Origin of the sequence: Legionella busanensis (assembly GCF_900461525.1) — a bacterium.
Lineage (GTDB): Bacteria > Pseudomonadota > Gammaproteobacteria > Legionellales > Legionellaceae > Legionella_C > Legionella_C busanensis.
Map to the genome: position 1 here is coordinate 1,384,273 of NZ_UGOD01000001.1, position 19,999 is coordinate 1,404,271.

The window sequence follows — 19,999 nt, forward strand, 5'->3', positions numbered from 1 at the left end:
TTCTAAATTATTCAATACTAAATAGTAAGCAGTTACCCAAAAAACAATAAGAATGGGTATGATTTTTGCTGCTTAATTTTATTAAAGTTAAATTCTTTAGGTATTGAATTTATTTATTTACGCTCTCGTAAATAACCAAATTAATACTTTTGTGAGGATTATCATAAATCTATGCAAAATAATTACTGAATTTGTTCGACTTCTTTGGAAACTCGCTACAGAGAGTGCAGTGCAAGAAGAAACGGAGCGCATACCCTTAGTGTACATATGAGTACATAAGGATTTGAGCACCGTATCGACGAAGCATTGCGCCTGTGTAGTAGAGTTTCCGAAGAGGTCTATTAAGTATCTGCAGTCAGTCCTACTTGGAGGAGAGCAGGATGAGAAATGTAACCATTATTGGTTCAGGATTATCAGGCGCACTATTGGGATTATATTTGGCTAAACGAGGTTATGATGTTGAGCTTTTTGAGTCACGTCCGGATATTCGCTTGGCACAAGTGGATAGAGGTCGTTCAATTAACCTTGCTATGTCTTGTAGAGGCTTAACAAGTCTTTCCCATATTGGGTTAATGCCTAAAGTTAAAAAAATGATGGTCCCAATGCGAGCTCGCGCTATTCATGAGGCGGATGGCAGTGTTCGCTATCAACCATTTGGCCGTCACCCTAATGAATATATTAACGCAATACAAAGACATGATTTAAATGAATTTATTTTGAATGAAATTGAATCGCTACCTAATATCAAATTAAATTTTTCCACCCGTTTATTAGAAATAAGTTTTGATAATAAATCTATTTGTTTTGAAGATAAATTAGGCCAAAAATTACATAAATCTTATGAACACTTGGTAGGCACAGATGGCGCTAATTCAAAAGTTCGTGAAGCTATGGTTAAAAAAAATATAGTTGAATTTAAAAGAGATTTTTTAAATTATGGCTATAAAGAGCTTTCCATAAGTGGTGCCTCGCCTGAAAAAATGGCTAAGGAACATCTTCACTTATGGCCGCGTGATTCCTTTCTTTTACTTGGTAATCCTAATTGTGACCATTCGATAACCGGCTCATTATTTCTTGCACATGAGGGGAAAAATAGTTTTGCAAACCTTACAGATGAATTTAAGGTAGAAACTTTTTTTAAGCAATTTTTTCCTGATGCTTATGATGAAATGCCAAATTTAGTCGCAGAATTTTTTCATAATCCTACAGGCAATATGAGTACGATTAAATGCTCCCCTTGGTATTACCAGGATCAATGTTTACTAATAGGTGATGCTGCGCATGGATTAGTTCCTTTTTTTGGCCAAGGTATGAATAGTGCTTTTGAGGATTGTCGAATTTTTAATGAGACATTGGATAAATATCGTGATGATTGGAGCAAAGCCCTACCAGCCTTTTTTCATGAACGTAAAGCCAATACTGACGCTGTAGCAAAAATGTCTATGGATAATTTTCATGAAATACAAAGTGATATTTGTGATGAAAAATTTAATTTAAAAAAGCAACTAGAGCATATTCTAATGAATCGCTATCCAAAACGTTATGTCTCAAAACACGCGCTAGTGATGTTTACAAACACCCCATATGCTCAAGCTTTGGCTATTGGACAGATTCAAAATGAATTTTTAAATCAAATTTGTGCTGATTTAAATAACATAGAAGCACTTAATTGGCAGAGAATTGATAGTTTGATGGAGGATTATGACAAAAAATTGGCGAATTTGAACCTTCATTAAAAATACATTTTAAATACAATGACATTTTAGTCAAAACTTTGTCAAAAGTATGGTTTTTGGGGACAATATTTTGTCACCACGGGTGCTTTTTACTTAAAAAAAGCAAAGGAATAAGCCCATTAAGCTTTATTTTGAAGACTTTCTAGTGAAAAAGTGATTAAAAATCTGGCATGGCTCCTGCAATATTAAAATTGTCCATCAAATTATGTCGCGGAGACAGTTATGAAAACTATACAACTATATATTGATTCTAAACAGCAAGAGTTCATGAATCATCCTTTTTTTGAAGTTTTAGAGCAATTAGATACTATTGAGGAAATTAGTTACTTTGTACCAGAATTAACTTTCTGGGCAATGACCTTCCAAGATATTTTAAGGCTTAATGAAGAAAGAGTAACTGATCCGTATCTAAAGAAAGTTGCTCGTCACCATCGTTTAGAAGATGCTGGTCATGAAAAATGGTTTATTCATGATAAGAAATATTTAGGTAAAATAAGTGATAACAAAGCATGTAGCAAAGATGACGTATCCTGGCTATACAGTAAAGAATCACAATTAACACGTGATGCAGCTTACTCTATCATGTCAGAAATTTATAAAGCTGATGATGAGATTATTAATATTGTCTTACTCCTTACTTTAGAGTCATCTGGCCATGTTTTCTTTGAAAAAGTAGTTAAACAAGTGCAAAAAACAGGTGAAGATAAAAACTTAAAATACTTTTCAAGTTCGCATTTAGAAGTTGAAATGGCACATGCATTATTTGAGCAAGAAATGGAACGACAATTGTTTTCAAGAGCAATACCGGTAGAAACACGCCGTGAAGCATTGAAAATGATTGACCGATGCTATGATGCCTTCAGCAAGATGTTCGATGGTTTACTTATCGCTTGCAACCGTCGCCTTGAGCTCGCAAGAGAACAAGAACTACAAAATGCTGCTAATACTATTGAATATGCAGCTGCCAATCAAGCAGAATCAAATCAAGCAGCACAATAATAAGCAAGTGTAGCTGAGTTGGACAAGCGTATGGACAGAGATGGACATGCGCTTGTTTTTATTTTTAATAATTGTTTTTGCATTCACTGCTATAAAGTTTCCTTCTTATATTTTCTTAAGCTTCCAACATTATTTATAAATCGCTACTTAAAAAAGATTTAAATTTATGAAGAATTTTTATACTTTTTAAATCTTTTGATTTAATACAATATTCTATCAAAATGGCTAAATTTTAAAAAATTTATTTTTGACTTTAATAAAATGCTCCTCTACGTTTAACCTTGTTAATAGATCATTTTATTAACAAAAAGGACTATTTATATGCCCGCATTCTACAAAGTTATTTTAGCGTTGATTAAAGAAAAATGATATTTAGCGCTGAAGTATAGCCAATCAAAAATCATTTTAACTGCGCCAATAAAATATTTCAGTGCATGTGGTGCCATATGAATATGCGTTTAAACAGTATTTAAAAGGAGTTAGATATGCGTTTAAAAACGGCCTTAATAAGCTGTACTTTTCTAGTGATAAGTTCAGTGTCGATAATAAGTTATGCTGAAGAGTTTTTAGCCAAAGAAAATAATGAACAACAAAATTTGGTAGATTATTGGACACCAGAACGTATGAAGAATGCTAAAGAAATGCCTCTACCTTTAGTGAATTTTAAAAGTACTCAAGAAATACCTATGGATAATGAGCAAAATTTATTGGGTAATCCTGAGTCAGGTGATGGCGCACCTCCGGAAGGAAAAGATATTAAACCGGATATTAGACAGCTTTATACACCGCAAGTACTTTTAGATTCTGTACCAGAGGAAATTAAAATTGCTAATTTCGACACAGGAACTTTAAATTATCATTTTTCAAGTTCCCGTTTAATTCCTTTATCCGCAGATTTAGCTTACCCTTATCGAGCAGTTGGTAAGTTATTTTTTACTATTCCTGGACAAGGTGATTATGTCTGTTCTGCCTCTGTTTTACGTCATCGAATCGTTGTTACTGCAGGTCATTGCCTCCATAAAGGTTCAGATGGTGCTAATGGTTATTATACTAATTGGCGTTTTGTTCCTGCATTTCGTGATGGTTCAGCTCCTTTTCAAACGTGGACATGGTCTTATGTTTTAGTAACAAATACTTGGTCAACAGGTGGTGGCTCAATCCCTAATGCAGCAGATTACGGTATGCTTGAAATGCGAGATAATACTGTCAATAATACGTTACAACGCATTGGTACTATAACAGGTTATCTAGGCTATCAAACACAAGCACTCATCCCTAATCATGCCCATTTACTTGGTTATCCCTGTAATTTTGATAATTGCCAAAAGATGCATCAAGTAACAGCTCAGAGCGCGCGTATGGTAGCACCTAACAATGCTGAATATGGCTCAGATATGGCAGGTGGTTCTAGTGGTGGGCCTTGGGTACAAAACTTTGGGGCATATTCAACTGGCCAAACAGGTGGTTTAAATCCTGGTCTTAATCGCATTATAGGGATTACTTCTTATGGTTATGTTAGTGCCGATCCTAAAGCACAAGGAAGCTCTATCCCTGATAGCCGTTTTACAGCTTTACTTAATAGCATTTGTGCGCATAAAGCAGGAAATTGTTCATAATTATGTCTAGTTAAAAACTGATAGAAAGCCATTTACTAGTTTATATGGCTTTCTATTAGACCTTTTCCAAGCGGCATTGATGGCCATGTTCATCTGAAAAAAGTCTGCAAAAATAACATGTACTTTATGTATGCTACGCTTTTTCTTAATCGACTTTTCTTCCTATTGTCAATTTAAAAAAACGCCTTTTTTAAGCCAATTAGAATAAATTAATCTCAGTTGCTTGAGAAATTTTTTTTAACATAGTAATAATAATATGGCCGCAAAGATTAGAAAATAAGGATATAACTAATTAGGAGGCGATTTATGCCATGGGAGAAAGGTTTTTTTAATACTACGAAAAAGTTCATTCAAAAAAATCAACCTGTAAGTTATACAGGTGCCTTAATCCATCCTTATTACTGGTTGATGTCTAAAACTGAAGACTACATTTGTTATAGAACAAATTGTAACCCTAATAGTAAGTCAAAGACGCATGTTTATGTAGTCCCAGGAACTGCTGATTTTCCTTTATCTCTTTTTAAGTTAGTGAGACGTTTAATACGTAAAAAAAATTTAAATGATATTGTTTCTTTTACAATAGTATCTTTTCAAAACCGCTTTCATGGTAGGGGTATTGATGAATTTGCTGATGAGCTTTTTGAAAAAATTAGGGCTGATAAAGCCGAGTGCATCGCAATAATTGGCCATTCTCGAGGCGGGTTAGTTGGTTCGAAAGCAGCTTTAAAAGCCAAGAAACATGGTATTAAAGTTAAAGCTGTAATTACATTAGCTACCCCTTTTAATGGCTCTTATTTAGCGCTTCCTCCGCTTACATGGTTTTCAACTTCTGTAAAGCAAATGGAAATTAAAAGTAAATATTTAGAAGAGCTTTCTGCACTTATTGTGCAATCAGAAATATCACATCATTTTATGATAGCGGGTAATGATGGGATTGTTTCGTCAGGCGCTTTTATTAAAGAATATGTAGATAAACACCCAAATTCAATGAAAATTTTTCCAAGGCAAGGGCATTTATCTCTACCTACTTCACATGAATTAATAAATGATATATGTGATATTCTTAAAGATGATACGATTGAAGAAGTTAATTCTTTTGATTTAGATATAAGTAGTTATGAAAATTTTTTTTATCTTGGTGATGATAACGATTCTGAAAATTCAATAGAAACTGCCTCTAATAAGGAAGCCTCAAAAAAATCTCTAGAAATTAATCTCGATAATGCTACACCAGTTATTGTAGATGATAGCTTTTATGAGGATTTAATTTATTTGAACAATGATGACAACTTTAAAGAAGAGTTAGAAACGCTAGGAATAGAAGAACAGCGATCGTGTCGTTATTAATTGACTCTTTTAATAATGCCGTTTTTATGAAAATTTTATTAATTAAATAAAATCATTAAAGAGGTTTTAAAAAACTACCAATATTAGGCTGGTGTTGCATGCGGTACTGATATACTGCATAAAAGGCTATAACATTCTTTAAGTAATTGCGCGTTTCACGCCAAGGTAATGTTTCAATCCAAATATCCATCTCATTGACTGGGTGATTTTTAAGCCAATAATTAACTTGCCTTGGCCCTGCATTATAAGCTGCAGCAATTAATGCTGGATGATCATTAAATCTTTTCGATAAATGTTTTATATAAGCGACGCCAATATTTAAATTTTTCTCCTTAGAAAAAAGCTGATTTTTATCTTTGTAATCGATTCGTGCTTGCTTAGCAACAGAGCTAGCAGTAGCTGGCATTACTTGCATCAAACCTCGCGCACCTGCTTGAGAAACAGCATCATCTCTAAAGCCACTCTCTTGACGAATGATGGCATAAATAAATTCTTGTGAAACTTGATAACTTTTAGCATACGAATTAATGGTAGAAGTATATGGAATTGGAAAACGAAGAGAGAGTTGATTGTTTAGTTCTTGCGTATTACTTAATGCAACTGATTTCCCATGCCATTGCAACTCATTAGCAACCCAAGACAAAAGTGCACTTTTGTCTTCTTTTGGTAATTCACTAACGAAATCGTTTAATAAACGAGAAGCTTCTAAAGTCTGACGATTTTGATAGAGTAATTTTACCTTATCAATAAAGGGTTCATAAGGTTTTAAAATGGTTTTATCGCTAATAGGATTTTCATTTTCAAAAGAGAACTTTCTATTCAAACGCAAGCTAGCTAAAAAGCCATAATACTGCCTTGATTTAGCTAGTTCTTGATAAATATCTTTTGCTTGAGTTAATTGACCCATGGCTTCTTTAGCACGCGCTGACCAATATTGCCAACAAGGATTTTGTTGATCTTGAAAATAATTAATTAATGCGACAACTTGTTTCCATTGCTTATGTTTTAATGCAAAACGGATTTGCCAATCTAATAAAACATCATTGTAATGAGCGGGTTGGACTTTAGTAAACCATTCCGATGTATCATCTTGATTACGCATTGCCTTATACAAAGCAACATGTGCTAGAAACGCCTGTTTCTGATCATTGCTTAATACGTTACTATTTTGCACCTTTGTCCAAATTTTAAAAGCCTGAGGCATATTAAGGGAAACCATACGTTTAAGGCCAAATAAATAAAAGTGACTGTATAAATCATTAAATGGAAGTTGCTGAATACGTAAAGGATTTTGGTAAATAGTGATTAGCTGTTGCTCGTCTTTTAAACGTGGCACCTTATATTGCTTTAAAAGATAGCGAACTAAAGGTAAATTATGTTTATCAAGGGCTAAAATAATGCGTTGTTTTATTAAATTCTGATCAAAACTTTCATTCTTAAGTAATAATTCAAATAACTGATTACAGGCAGGTGGCTGAGAGTCACCCGTTAACCATAGTGTTTTGGCTGCACTAAAGGCCGTAGCATTTTTACCTTGATAGTAACTTGCTAAATGGTAAAAACACTGTAAGTTAACATCCTCAGTTTGTTTGTAATATAACTCATAATTAAGCCAATCTTTTTGTTTAGCTAATTGATATAACCATTTTTCTCTAAGTTTCTTAGCAAGGGGCGTATCATTATCAATAAAATTTAAAAAATCTTGTTCAGGTTGTTCTGGTAGGTTCTGATGCCATTTCATATAGGTATCAAACCTTGTCATATATGCGTTACTGGATGTCGCATAACTTAGGTGAGGAGAAATCAGTATTAATAAGAAAAGAAATATTTTCATATTAAGTTTTATAAAGAAGCCAATTGAGTTCGCATATTACTGATCGCTTGTTGATAATTTTCACTATTAAAAATAGACGACCCAGCAACAAAATGCGTTGCGCCTACTTTAGCAAGTGCTTTGATATTATCTACGGTAACCCCTCCATCTACAGAAATTGGCAAGTTAGGATATTGCTCTTTAATCAGAGCTATTTTTTTAATAACTTCGGGAATAAGCTTTTGTCCCGCAAAACCTGGATTGACTGTCATAACTAAGACAAAATCAAGTTTATTAATACACCATTGAATACTATCAGGCGAAGTGGCTGGGTTTAACACAAGCCCTGCTTCACAACCAAATTCTTGAATTAAGGCTAAGCTTCTATCTAAATGTATGGTCCCATCAGGATGAATGCTAATACGTTTAGCACCAGCTTTAGCAAATTGTTTAATCAGTTCATCAACAGGGTTAGCCATTAAGTGAACATCTATTATCAATTCAGGAAAACGCTGCAAAATGTTTTGGCAAACAAAAGGGCCTAGTGTTAAATTAGGAACATAATGGTTATCCATTACATCAAAGTGAATCATATCAGCATCCGCAGCCATAACATTTTCAATTTCCTCGCCTAAGCGAGTTAAATCAGCTGAGAGTAAAGAAGGTGCAATTAAAAAAGTCATAATGAAATCTTATAAGTTAAGTAAACTCAATATTCCTATGGTTATCTGTCAATTAGTATAAAATTTTAATTATTTTTATTGATAGGGTAAAAATATTTGCATTTTAATGTTTGTGACGACACTAATAGAATAGAATTAGAACAATCTTAGACTAAATAAGTAATTTTAAGCAATATTATTATGTAAATAATATTTTATTTTACTGTACCAGCCAAGCTCTAATCACCAAACAGTTATATTAAGCGCATTGTGAATGAAAATTATGCTTTAAAACCTATGCCTAGGTAATTGAGAATGCTCATATAGATCATTACAATCTGCTTTTTTAGTATTAATTTTAATCAAAAAAATATAAAAATAATTCTTTTTATCAAGATTTTGATATTTTTCCCTGATTTACCCATTTTTATTAAGTAAATGGATTAGCCTTACCAGAAAAATGGGTAAAAATTTATTTAAGCAACTTGTTCAGGCTGATCAAAGCTAAAATTCATAACAAAATTTAATGATTCAATAGCTACTCGGCCATTAAAATTATTAATATTGTTACTTGTTAAGTAGCGGAAATCTGCACCAACTGAAATAGTCTCATCAATAAAATAACTAAGGCCAATAATACCCTGGCCAACAGGCGCTGTAGTTGATCCACTAACACGACTTTGGCCAATATAAACGCCATATTGCTGTAGGCTAAAATTGGTGCGGAAATAAGCATAACCTATTCCTATGCCAATATAGGGAACAAAGCTTGAATCACTACCAGGTGTATAAAAATCATAATAGGCGTTAAATAACGCAGCAAGCATACCTGTGCTACCACTTAAACTTAGACCATATGGATTTTGATGTCTTCTAATAGCGCCAATAGTAGGAATTTGTATTTTTGCAATTTGATTGCCAGCAAGATTAAGTTCTCCTTCAAAGCGATAATTTTCACACCAACGATAACCTACAGCAATACCGCCATTAAAACCCACTTTATAAGTCACTGAAGGAGAATTCACTGTAAGTCCAGAGAGAAGAGGGAAGAGTGGATTTAAAGTGGAAGTTTGAGGGATATAAGTTACAAAAGGAAGAGAAGGAAATTTTGATAAATTAAGATCAATACCTTCTAAATAACTGCCACCAACTAAAAAACCAGCATACCAGCCATTGTCTGGATCGGCAGCGTAGGCTGCACTACTTATAAGCATGGCACTTGCAATACCAAACCGCATCATTAAATTCATCATTTAACCCTTACTTATAATTATTTTCATTAAAACGGTAAAGAAGACCGACAGTGACTAAATTGGCTTGAAATACCTTGCCGAGCGCCTCTACTCGATCTGTGCCAATATAACGGTAGGCAAGGTTAAGAGCATAATTCTCAGCATAATTATAAGTAAATCCAGCAGTGACTTGATAGGCGAACACACTATTTGATCCTTGGTAATCTACAGCATTAAAACTTGGGAAAGCATGAGGCGAATAATAGAAACTGCGCGTATTAAACTTCCCTTCAATCCAGCCATAACCTAGGCCTACACCTAGAAAAGGTGAAATGGCTTCAACCATATCCGGAAAATCATAATAGATATTGCCCATTGCAAATATGGCATCTGTTTCACCATTTACACGACTTTGACGAAGTTTGTTGATATAAAACCGTTCAACATCTGCGTTAAGGTAAGTTAGTTCTGCTTCATAACGTATAGCATTATTTTGAAAGCCAAATCTTAAGCCCACATCATAACCTGGCTCATAAGAAGCATTCGTTAATGCAAGATTAGAGATTGTAGGATAAAAGGAATATGTTGAAATCAAATTATCTTGACGTACGCTAAGATTATCAAAAATATAGTTAATACCGCCAAAAATACTTGAATAGCAACCATTAATTGGTATTGCGCTCATCGCTGTGCTAGTAAAAAGCAAAGCGCTTGAAAAAAAAGCAATTTTCATGACATCCCTTCTTATTATTTTTAATATTTACTTTTAGACATATCATGTTAGCGATTTACTTTTATTTTGCAAGCAGGTTTTGTTATGAATGCACCGTAATTCTTTGTGATTTAACGGTTTATTATTATGGTAAATTTCTTCTACTGCTTAAAAATTGACTTTTTTGTGATAAGAATTATGTCTAAATAAAATGATGATTTTGGGAAAGGGGCATTTTAAGTTTGTAATATATTAGCCTGAGCGCGAATTTATATGATTGGAACCTAGATTCATTCCGACTACACCCCTAATATTTTGCAAATTAAAATTAGTTTAAGACAATGAAGGCATTTTTAGGAGTGTCCCAAAAATATACATCTTAAGTGGACTAGATATTTAATCTATAATTTTACTAATGAAAGTACGTAGCGCTATAAATTCTTAATTAACCCTTGCTAATAATATTAATTATTTAGCTTATGGAAGATTTTGCTTATGAAAAAAAAGATTATGGATAAGCTTTTTTTACTTATAGATTATATTTATCCAAAATACTTTGTTAAAAAAGTTCGTAAGGAGCAAATTCAGATACTTTATAAACAGTTAACTAAATTTATATTGTTATCGGAAGGTTTAGTAGCGACAGGTTTAGTTGTGGCTCTATGGAATATAAGTCATCATCCCACACTTATTTATTGGCTTTTATTTATGTATTTATTTCCAGGAATAAGTCGAGCACTTTTACTTATAATTTATCAAAAAAATAAAGAGAAAAAATCTTATTATTTCTGGCTAAATCTATTTTGCCTAGGCGTCTTTTTTTCAGCAATTGGCTGGGGCTCTGTTAGTATTTTTATTCTTCCGGACAGGGAAACTATTTATCAATTTATTGGAATAATGATTATATTTGGAGTAACTGCAGCGGCAAATAACTTATATTCACCTATTTTTATCGTTTATACATTTTTTTTAATTTTGTCCTTTTTGCCATTAAGTATTTGGTTTTTCCTTCAAGGGGATCTTTATTATTTACTAAGTTTGATGAGCTTACTTTACATAGGAGTTATGCTTAGTATCGCGTACAATAGTCACACTCTCCTTTTAGCTTTGTTCTTTCAGAATGATAAAGTTAAGAAGAAATCGGAAGAACTTAAAAATTCCCTTGTAGCAACAAAAGCTATTTTAGAATCAACTAATGATGGAATACTTGTTGTAAACTCAAATAAAAAATTAGAATACTATAATCAACGGTTTCTAGATATTTGGAAACTTAACCGCGAATTTGTTGACTCACACAGTGATGATGAAGCTGTAGCTGAAGCCATTAAACAGCTTAAAGATCCCGAGGAGTTTCTTAATCGACTCAACTACTTTGCGACATATCCAAACTTAGATAGTTTTGATGAATTAAGTTTTTTAGATGGTAAAATTTTTGAGCGCTATGGGAAACCTCTTATCTTAGAAGGTAAGATCCTTGGTCGAGTATGGACTTTTCATGAAGTAACCGACCGTAGGAAAATGGAAGAGCAAATAATATTTCAAGCAATGCATGATACTTTGACCGGGTTACCAAACCGCTCACAGTTAACCAGAAAGTTGCATCAAGAGATAAAATATGCAAAAAGATTTAAGCTCAATTTGGCAATCTTATTTATAGATCTCGATAATTTTAAATCAATAAATGATAATTTAGGCCATGATGCAGGGGATATATTGTTGCGTCAAGTCGCCAAAAGATTAGTACTTTGCTTACGAGAAACAGATACTGTTTTTCGCTTCGGTGGTGATGAATTTGTTGTTTTCTGTTTAATCCAAAACCCAGAAGAAATAGTCGATTTAGTGCAAAAGATGCATGCTTGTCTGCTAAATCCAGTTAAAATTGGAATAAATAACGTTATTATTACAGTAAGCATGGGGATAAGTATCTATCCTAAACATGGTAAAGATCCATCAAATCTTTTAAAAAATGCTGATATAGCAATGTATTGGGCCAAAAAACAGGGCCGAAATTCTTATGAAGTTTATAGAAAAGAATTACGAATAGGCTCTAAAAGACGTATGACACTTTTAAATCAATTACACTTCGCTATTGAAAGAAAGCAATTTTCTCTCGTTTATCAACCTATTATCGATTTAAGTAACGAGCAAATTTGCTCTCTTGAAGTGCTCTTGCGGTGGAATCATCCTAAAATGGGTAATATTTCTCCTAGAGAGTTTATTCCCTTAGCAGAAGAAAATGGATTAATTATACATATAGGGGAGTGGGTATTAAAAGAAGCCTGTAAGCAAGCTAAAATATGGCAAAAAGCAGGCCTTAAATCTGTGCAGGTAGCGGTAAATGTGTCAGGTATCCAAATAAGTAAACAAACGTTTTTCAGTACATTAGAGCATATCTTGGAAGAGGCAAATCTCGAACCAAAATATTTAACTATAGAATTAACTGAGAGTACCTTAATGTCTAATCAACAAACCATCTCAGCGACATTGAATCAACTAAGAAAAATAGGAGTAGAAATTTCAATAGACGACTTTGGTACAGGCTATTCGAGTTTTGCTTACCTTAAAGATTTCTCCATTGATAAAATAAAAATTGATAAATCGTTTATTCTTAACTGTTCAGCTTCAAATTGTATATCAATAATTAAAGCCATTATTGCTATGGGAAAAAATTTAAATTTATCTACTGTTGCGGAAGGGGTGGAAACACGCGAGCAGTTAAATTTTTTAAAGAGCCAGGGTTGTGATGAGATACAAGGTTTCCTCTATAGTCCCCCAATTCCTGCATCAGAAGTCCCGGCAATAATGAATATAACTTTAAGTAATATGATTGAAAAAAAAGGATTAATAGATAGTTAATGATTTTTAATTATTTAATGTAGAATTAATTATTTTTGAAGATAAACGTATCTCTAAAAATAGCTTTTTAGCTATTGATACTCTAAGGTGATTAAAGGCGCCTGAATCTCAATATAAAAACTGCTTCTTTATCTTCCGAAGTAGCTGAAACTAAATATAAACATGGCAATAAGATTGACGAAATTAGTCATTATAAATTGAAGAGCTACGGGCTCTTGGTGCATTTAATCTATACCGCTTAATAAAAATCAATTAATTTATTTTATTTATAAAACTTTTATCTTAGAGAAGATAGTGAGAATTATATAGCTTTAAATTAAGAGCAAGTTAGTTTATTGAGCTAAAATTCTTTAAATCTATTGTGATCTTTTGCTATTATTTGCAACATTACTTTTTGAGTTAAGATATCAAATGATGGGATAAATTTAAAAAAGTAAAGTATATTTAGTAAGGTAATTAGCAATGTCTAAAAATTTCAAAATTCTCGTCATTGGCGCTGGTATAGCTGGTCCTGCAATTTGCTATTGGTTAAAAAGATTTGGTTTTTCTCCTGTCTTGATTGAAAAATCTGCTTCTATTAGAAAAGGTGGTCAAGCACTGGATGTCCGAGGTATAGCGACCCATATCGCTAGAGAAATGGGTATTTATGATCAAATATGTACTATGCGCACACGCATAGAATGCGGTCGCTTTGTAGATGCGACTGGCAAAGTGCTACATGAAGAACAGGGTGAGAAATTTGGATTTAGGCAAGATGACGAAGTTGAAATTCTTCGTGGTGATTTAGTAGAAATCCTGATGAAAACAATCGCTGATATACCTTGTTACTTCAATCAATCTATTATTAGTCTGCAGCAGAATGCTAATAACATTACCGTCAATTTTAAGGATGGTAAGATTGAAAATTATGACATAGTGATCGCTGCCGATGGTATTCACTCTGCTACAAGGCGTATGATTTTTAATAAAAACGAATATCATTTAATCCATCTTGGTTCATATCTCAGTACATTTACTATTCCAAATTATCTTAAGTTAAGTCATATGGATCTAGAATGTGAGGCTAATCATAAATTACTATCAATCAATAGTGATAATAATCCTGAAGTAGCAAGAGTTGGTTTTATGTTCCGCTCTCAGCATATCTTGCGAGATATTCGTGATGAACATGAACAAAAGCAATTTCTTTGTGATACTTTTCAAGATTTTGGCTGGGAAACACAAAATATTTTAAAACGAATGTCAGAAAGCGATGATTTTTATTTTGATGCTATTACACAAGTAAAAATGAATAGTTGGACCAAAGGTCGAGTAGCACTTGTCGGTGATGCAGGTTATTGTCCTTCTCCATTATCTGGTCAAGGTAATAATTTGGCATTCGTTGGGGCCTATATTCTAGCAGGAGAATTAAAAGCCGCTACTGGCAATTATAAGCAAGCTTTTACTCGTTATAATGCGCTACTACGTTCTTTTGTTGAAGCTAATCAAGAATTTGGTGCTTGGGTGAGTAAGTCATTTCTTGTCGAGGATGAAGTTTCCAAGGAAATTGCAGAAGAACGCTCCAACCGAATCTTAGCTATGATAAAAACAGTTTCGAATGCAATTACCCTACCTCAATATGAATAATTACATGGTTGAAAGAGCAGTAATAATAAGTGTAGGGAGTTTAGCCTAAGTATAGATCCGCAGGATCGAAACCCGGTTATTACTTTACACCCGGGTTACATTCCCACTATGTCTTTCAAATGCACAGCGTTATTTAAAACCTGATGTAATTGGAAAACGCCAATCACGACCAAACGCACGTGAGCTTATTTTAATACCCGGCGCTGCTTGACGACGTTTATATTCATTTCTTCTTATAAGACGAATGACTTTCTCAACCATTTCTATATCATATCCTTTGGCAATTAATGCTTGAGTGTCAAGATTATTCTCCATATAGGCTGTAATGATTTTATCAAGCGTTGGATAATCAGGTAAGCTGTCCTGATCGGTTTGATTTGTGGCTAGCTCAGCTGAAGGGGCGCGGTTAATAACTCGCTCTGGTATTACAGGTGATAACTGATTCCGATAACGGGCTAGGGCATAAACTTGAGTTTTTAAAACATCCTTTAATACTGCAAAACCACCAGCCATATCACCGTATAAGGTAGCATAGCCAACTGCTGTTTCGCTTTTATTACTGGTTGTTAGTACAAGATAGCCTTTTTTATTTGATAAAGCCATTAAAAATAGGCCGCGAATGCGTGCTTGAATATTTTCTTCGGTAATATCGGGGGAAAAGCCTACAAATACTGGCTCAAGTGTTGTTAAAATACTTTTAAATACGGGTTCAATGGTTAAAAGCTCACTTTTAATTGCTAACGCATTAATTTGTTGTTTAGCATCAACAATACTCATTTCTGCTGTATAGCGAGAAGGCATCATAATAGCTTGCACCCGATCAGGCCCTAAAGCATCAACAGCAATCGCTAGAGTTAAGGCGGAGTCAATACCGCCTGAAAGCCCTAAAATTACACTAGAAAAGTTATTTTTTTCAATATAATCTCTAGTGCCGCAAATCAGTGCATTATAAATTAATGCATTTAATTCAAGCAAAGGTGTTATCTTTCCGTTTAACTTATTTCCATGCAGTGTAACTGTTGAAAATTGTTCTTGAAATGCTGCTGCGCGAGCGCTAATTTTTCCTGTCTTATCTATCGCAAATGATTGACCATCAAAAACCAATTCATCCTGACCACCAACTGCATTAACATAAATAAATGATATGCCTTTTTGAGTATGTTCACGAACTAAGTTTTCTCGTAGTAGATATTTATTATATTCAAAGGGCGATGCATTTAAACAAACAATCGTATCAGCACCGGCGGCTATTAAGTCATTTACAGGTTGCTTAAGCCAGATATCTTCACAGATGCAAACACCTACTTGATAACCTTTAATAGATAAAATACACGGGTTATGCTGGCCAGAGATAAAATAACGAAGTTCGTCAAATACCCCATAATTAGGTAATGCTTGCTTATGATAGGTAGTAATTTTGACACCATTGCAATAGATACTGGCTGAATTAAAACACCTATCGTCTTGTTTGGTGGGATGGCCAATAATGACGTAGCAGTCTCCTACCACACTTGCGACTTTTTCCAAGGCTTGTGCAATTTGATCATGGAACTCAGGTCTTAAAAGTAAATCTTCAGCTGGATAGCCCGAAATAACAAGCTCAGGGAAAACAATGATGTCATGCTCATTTTGATAACGAATAATAGTGTCAATAACTCTACCGGCATTAGCATCAATTGCAGCAACAGTGGTATTAATTTGTGCCATTAATACTTTTAATTCTTGATTCATAGTCATAAAAAGCTAGGATAACCTAATATATTAAATCTTATTTTGAACAATATAACTTGTTTTAAACTTGCGCAAGTAAAACATTCTATATTTTCAAATGAAGATAATATTCTTTTACCTTAAATTAATAAGTAAAAGCCAATAGTCGGCAAGATTAAATAGGAAGTACTACACTTAACCAGTAGATAGCCAACAAATTAACTTTGGTTGTCAAGAAAAATACTTACTGCTATTTTAAAAACGCTTATATCGAAAAATTTAAATAAGCTTGGATAAATAAATCTAATTATTTCTAAATAGGTTCTATTTAATTTTAAAATTCTTACTATTTTATTATAATGATCTGTTTACCTTTATGTGACGTAAATTATGTTGAAAGAAGCATTATCACGGATGGCCGATATTTTCTCATCTTCCGTATTAATGCAGGGTTTGGAATACGAAAAGAAAGGATTTGTACTTAATATTCGTTTAAGTGAGGGTTTGCTTAAAGCGCGAGTTAAAGATACATCATCGCATATTTATAATGTTTATATTGATTTGAGAGCATGGCCAAAACAACCTGCTTGCTGTAATTGCCCAGCTAAAAAGAATTGCCAACACGCAGCAGCTAGTCTTTTTGCTTTAAAAGTAAAAGAAAATATTGATATTCAAAATAATAATTTTCCTGCCGGTACAGGCTCTTTAGAAAGGAAACTTACGCCTACTTTGCAAAAAGATAATACATATGAAATTGTTTACCTGTTTGACTTAACTTCTAATGACAAGATTAGAGTTAATTTAGCTTTATCTCAATGGCTAAAGCGACCTAATTTAAATAAAAAAACTATTTTTCATTCACTTGCGCCAGCTCGCAAACAATACTTTACACTAATTGATGATGAAATAATCACCACGTTAGCTTTAAGAAATAATATTCAAGGTTGGTTTGATCGCTTAATTGTTCATACTAGCTTTTTATTAGAAAAAATCTTATTAACTCAAAGAGCTTATTTGTTAGAGCAAACTAATAGCTTGCTTATTTTTAATAAAGATTCTGTGCAAATGCATTGGCATTTAAATGTTGATGGGACACAACAATTAATTATGGGAAAAAAAGAAGATGCTTTAAAACCTCTCTTTTTAGATAAGCTTTGGTACTATGATAAGTCCGATCAAACTTTTGGTATAGTCGAACAAGATAATCAAATTGAGCATTTAAAATGGCTTTTTAATTTACCGCTTATTAAGTTAAGTGAGGCGCCTTCTTTTGCTACAAAAATAGCTGAAATGAATGAAAAATTACCTAGGCCCACTATTTATGAAAATAGAATAGTTAAAAATTTAAAACCTAAACCAATTATTATTTTAGATGCTCAGGAAGTAATATCTAATACTTTAAGTGTACTTAATGAATATGAGTTAAAAGATTACCGTGTAACATGTCAGCTTGTTTATGATTACGCCGGTATACAAATTACCGGACAGGAAGATTTTCTTAGCTTATTTTACGAAACTGATTCTCTTTTAATGGAAGTAAAAAGAGACTTAAATTTAGAGCAGCAAACATTAGCCGATTTTCAAATAATCTTAGATCGTTATTTAAGTTTTAAAACATTGACTATAAGCGAAGAATTTAAAAATTTACGCCTATTTAAAAATAATATTTATGCCTCTGATTTGCCAAAATTATATAATGAAATGGTATCTTTATTTAAAAGTAAAGGTTGGTTAGTGCATTATAATCAAATCATTTTTGCAGAAGCGATGAATATTGATTCGCTAGAATGGTTTTCTAAAGTTGATGAACAGCAACATCATTTCTTTTCTTACAATTTAGGTATTTTAATTGAAGGTAAGCCGGTGAGTATTATTCCTCTTGTTGCTAAGTTGTTACCTAAGCTAAAAAATATTGATTTAGATGAACTTGAGGATGATAAAAAAATCTTCTTATCTTTATCTAATAAAAATTACCTTCAGGTTCCTTTAGGCCGCCTTAAACCTCTTTTGCGCTTTTTATTGCAATACCATAGTGCTATCACAACTGATAAAGATGAACTAAAAATAACACGCTATCAGCTTATGTTAATGTATGAAGCAGAACAAGCAATGTCTGCAGTATCATTACGTTGGCAAAATGATAATGAGGTTTATCAGCAACTAAAAAAACTTATCCAAAATGATTTTTTAGAGACAATGACTGTACCTAGTAACTTGAAAGCAACGCTTAGAGATTACCAATTCCATGGTTTATCTTGGCTGCAATCACTACGTAGGGGCAAGTTTGGTGGTATTTTAGCCGACGATATGGGGCTAGGAAAAACTATTCAAACCCTGGCGCATTTACAACTTGAAAAAGAACAGGGCCGTATGACCCAACCTTCACTAATTATTGCACCAACGAGTGTGATTACAAACTGGAGCGAGGAAGCTAAACGTTTCACGCCTGGATTAAAGGTGTTAATTTTTCATGGAAGTAATAGACAGCAAAATTTTGCTGATTATGATCTTATTATTTCAACTTATAGCCTAATTCAACGTGATAAAGATAAGTTTGTTAAAGAAAATTTTTATTATTTTATTCTTGATGAAGCACAGTTTATTAAAAATAATCGTGCAAAAGTGACACAAATTATTTTACAGATTCAAGCTTCTTATCGGTTATGTTTATCAGGTACGCCCCTTGAAAATCATTTAGGTGAACTTTGGTCACTTTTTCATTTTTTGATGCCTGGCTTACTCGGGGATATAAAACAATTTCGTAAATTTTTTAAGTGGCCCATTGAAAAGCAATCCGATCAACAACGTGCTGAGCTATTGATGAAGCGTATTCGTCCCTTCATGCTGCGTAGAACAAAAAATCAAGTTGCACAAGAGCTGCCTGAAAAAATTGAAACAACCCATAAAGTTGAATTATTTGGTGAGCAAAGAGATCTTTATGAAGCTATTCGCATAAGTATGCAACAACGAGTTCGCTCAGCTATTGCACAATTGGGACTAAAAAGAAGCCATATTGTTGTGTTAGATGCCTTACTTAAGTTACGTCAAGTTTGTTGTGATCCAAGGCTACTTTCAGTACCCGGAGCAGAAATTGCTTATCATAGTTCAGCAAAATTAGAAGCGCTTATGACTTTAGTAGATAATTTAGTGGCTGAAAACAGACGTATTTTAATATTTTCTCAATTTACATCTATGTTAAAGCTTATTGAAGAAAAGTTAATTAATTGTTCCTATGATTATCTTAAACTGACTGGGCAAACAAAGAACCGCTTGCATTTAGTTAATAAATTTCAGGAGGGTAATACGCCTATCTTTTTAATTAGTCTTAAAGCAGGTGGAACGGGTTTAAATTTGACTCAAGCTGATACCGTTATTCATTATGATCCCTGGTGGAATCCATCAGTAGAAAATCAGGCAACTGATAGAAGTCATCGAATCGGGCAAAGAAATACTGTTTTTGTTTATAAGTTAATTACTTTAGGTACAGTAGAAGAAGTCATAGTAACTATTCAAAATAAGAAGAAACAACTTTTTGAAGGCATTTTAACAGAAAATCTTAATGGATTAAGTGCATTAACTGAAGAAGATATTGATCAATTTTTTGCCCCTTTTGATTAAATTTAATTCCTTTTAAAATGTAATAATCATTAAATGAATTTTGATTCATTTTAAATTTGCAAAGAGACAATT

The 19,999-nt window shown here is 33.2% G+C and carries 12 protein-coding genes; 7 read left to right on the forward strand and 5 right to left on the reverse strand.

Annotation, left to right across the window (positions count from 1 at the left end; all coding sequences use genetic code 11):
- Window positions 1-380 precede the first annotated feature (380 nt).
- The 4 genes from DYH30_RS06270 to DYH30_RS06285 all read left to right on the forward strand — a co-directional run bounded on the left by DYH30_RS06270 (window position 381) and on the right by DYH30_RS06285 (window position 5,698).
- Window positions 381-1,736: an FAD-dependent oxidoreductase gene (locus tag DYH30_RS06270; protein ID WP_115330826.1), complete on the forward strand. Its 1,356-nt coding sequence runs from the start codon at window positions 381-383 to the stop codon at window positions 1,734-1,736.
- A gap of 222 nt (window positions 1,737-1,958) precedes the next feature.
- Window positions 1,959-2,735 (forward strand): hypothetical protein, encoded by a 777-nt coding sequence (locus DYH30_RS06275; RefSeq protein ID WP_115330827.1) that lies wholly within the window; start codon window positions 1,959-1,961, stop codon window positions 2,733-2,735.
- Window positions 2,736-3,220: 485 nt separating this feature from the next.
- Complete coding sequence (locus tag DYH30_RS06280) at window positions 3,221-4,351, forward strand: trypsin-like serine peptidase (RefSeq protein ID WP_115330828.1); 1,131 nt, start codon at window positions 3,221-3,223, stop codon at window positions 4,349-4,351.
- Between the two features lie 306 nt (window positions 4,352-4,657).
- Entirely contained in the window at window positions 4,658-5,698 is a 1,041-nt protein-coding gene (locus tag DYH30_RS06285) for a PGAP1-like alpha/beta domain-containing protein (protein WP_115330829.1), read from the forward strand.
- 55 nt (window positions 5,699-5,753) lie between these two features.
- On the opposite strand, the gene DYH30_RS06290 is transcribed toward DYH30_RS06285, so the two are convergent.
- From DYH30_RS06290 to DYH30_RS06305, 4 genes are all read right to left on the reverse strand, one after another.
- On the reverse strand, window positions 5,754-7,532 hold the full coding sequence (locus tag DYH30_RS06290; RefSeq protein ID WP_115330830.1) for a transglycosylase SLT domain-containing protein: 1,779 nt from the start codon (window positions 7,530-7,532) through the stop codon (window positions 5,754-5,756).
- Window positions 7,533-7,540: 8 nt separating this feature from the next.
- On the reverse strand, window positions 7,541-8,194 hold the full coding sequence (gene rpe, locus DYH30_RS06295) for a ribulose-phosphate 3-epimerase (RefSeq protein WP_115330831.1): 654 nt from the start codon (window positions 8,192-8,194) through the stop codon (window positions 7,541-7,543).
- A 455-nt stretch (window positions 8,195-8,649) separates the two neighbouring features.
- Entirely contained in the window at window positions 8,650-9,426 is a 777-nt protein-coding gene (locus DYH30_RS06300) for an outer membrane protein (RefSeq protein ID WP_115330832.1), read from the reverse strand.
- A 7-nt stretch (window positions 9,427-9,433) separates the two neighbouring features.
- Complete coding sequence (locus DYH30_RS06305) at window positions 9,434-10,138, reverse strand: outer membrane protein (RefSeq protein WP_115330833.1); 705 nt, start codon at window positions 10,136-10,138, stop codon at window positions 9,434-9,436.
- 474 nt (window positions 10,139-10,612) lie between these two features.
- Here DYH30_RS06305 and DYH30_RS06310 point away from each other — a divergent pair, with 474 nt between their 5' ends.
- A complete protein-coding gene (locus DYH30_RS06310) occupies window positions 10,613-12,973 on the forward strand; it encodes an EAL domain-containing protein (RefSeq protein WP_115330834.1) in 2,361 nt (786 codons plus the stop codon).
- Window positions 12,974-13,435: 462 nt separating this feature from the next.
- Window positions 13,436-14,599, forward strand: a complete 1,164-nt coding sequence (locus tag DYH30_RS06315; RefSeq protein WP_115330835.1) for a tetracycline destructase — start codon at window positions 13,436-13,438, stop codon at window positions 14,597-14,599.
- 129 nt (window positions 14,600-14,728) lie between these two features.
- Here DYH30_RS06315 and DYH30_RS06320 read toward each other — a convergent pair whose 3' ends face one another.
- A complete protein-coding gene (locus DYH30_RS06320; RefSeq protein ID WP_115330836.1) occupies window positions 14,729-16,330 on the reverse strand; it encodes an NAD+ synthase in 1,602 nt (533 codons plus the stop codon).
- A 369-nt stretch (window positions 16,331-16,699) separates the two neighbouring features.
- On the opposite strand from DYH30_RS06320, the gene DYH30_RS06325 reads away from it, so the two are divergent.
- Window positions 16,700-19,927 (forward strand): DEAD/DEAH box helicase, encoded by a 3,228-nt coding sequence (locus DYH30_RS06325; protein ID WP_115330837.1) that lies wholly within the window; start codon window positions 16,700-16,702, stop codon window positions 19,925-19,927.
- Window positions 19,928-19,999: the final 72 nt, after the last annotated feature.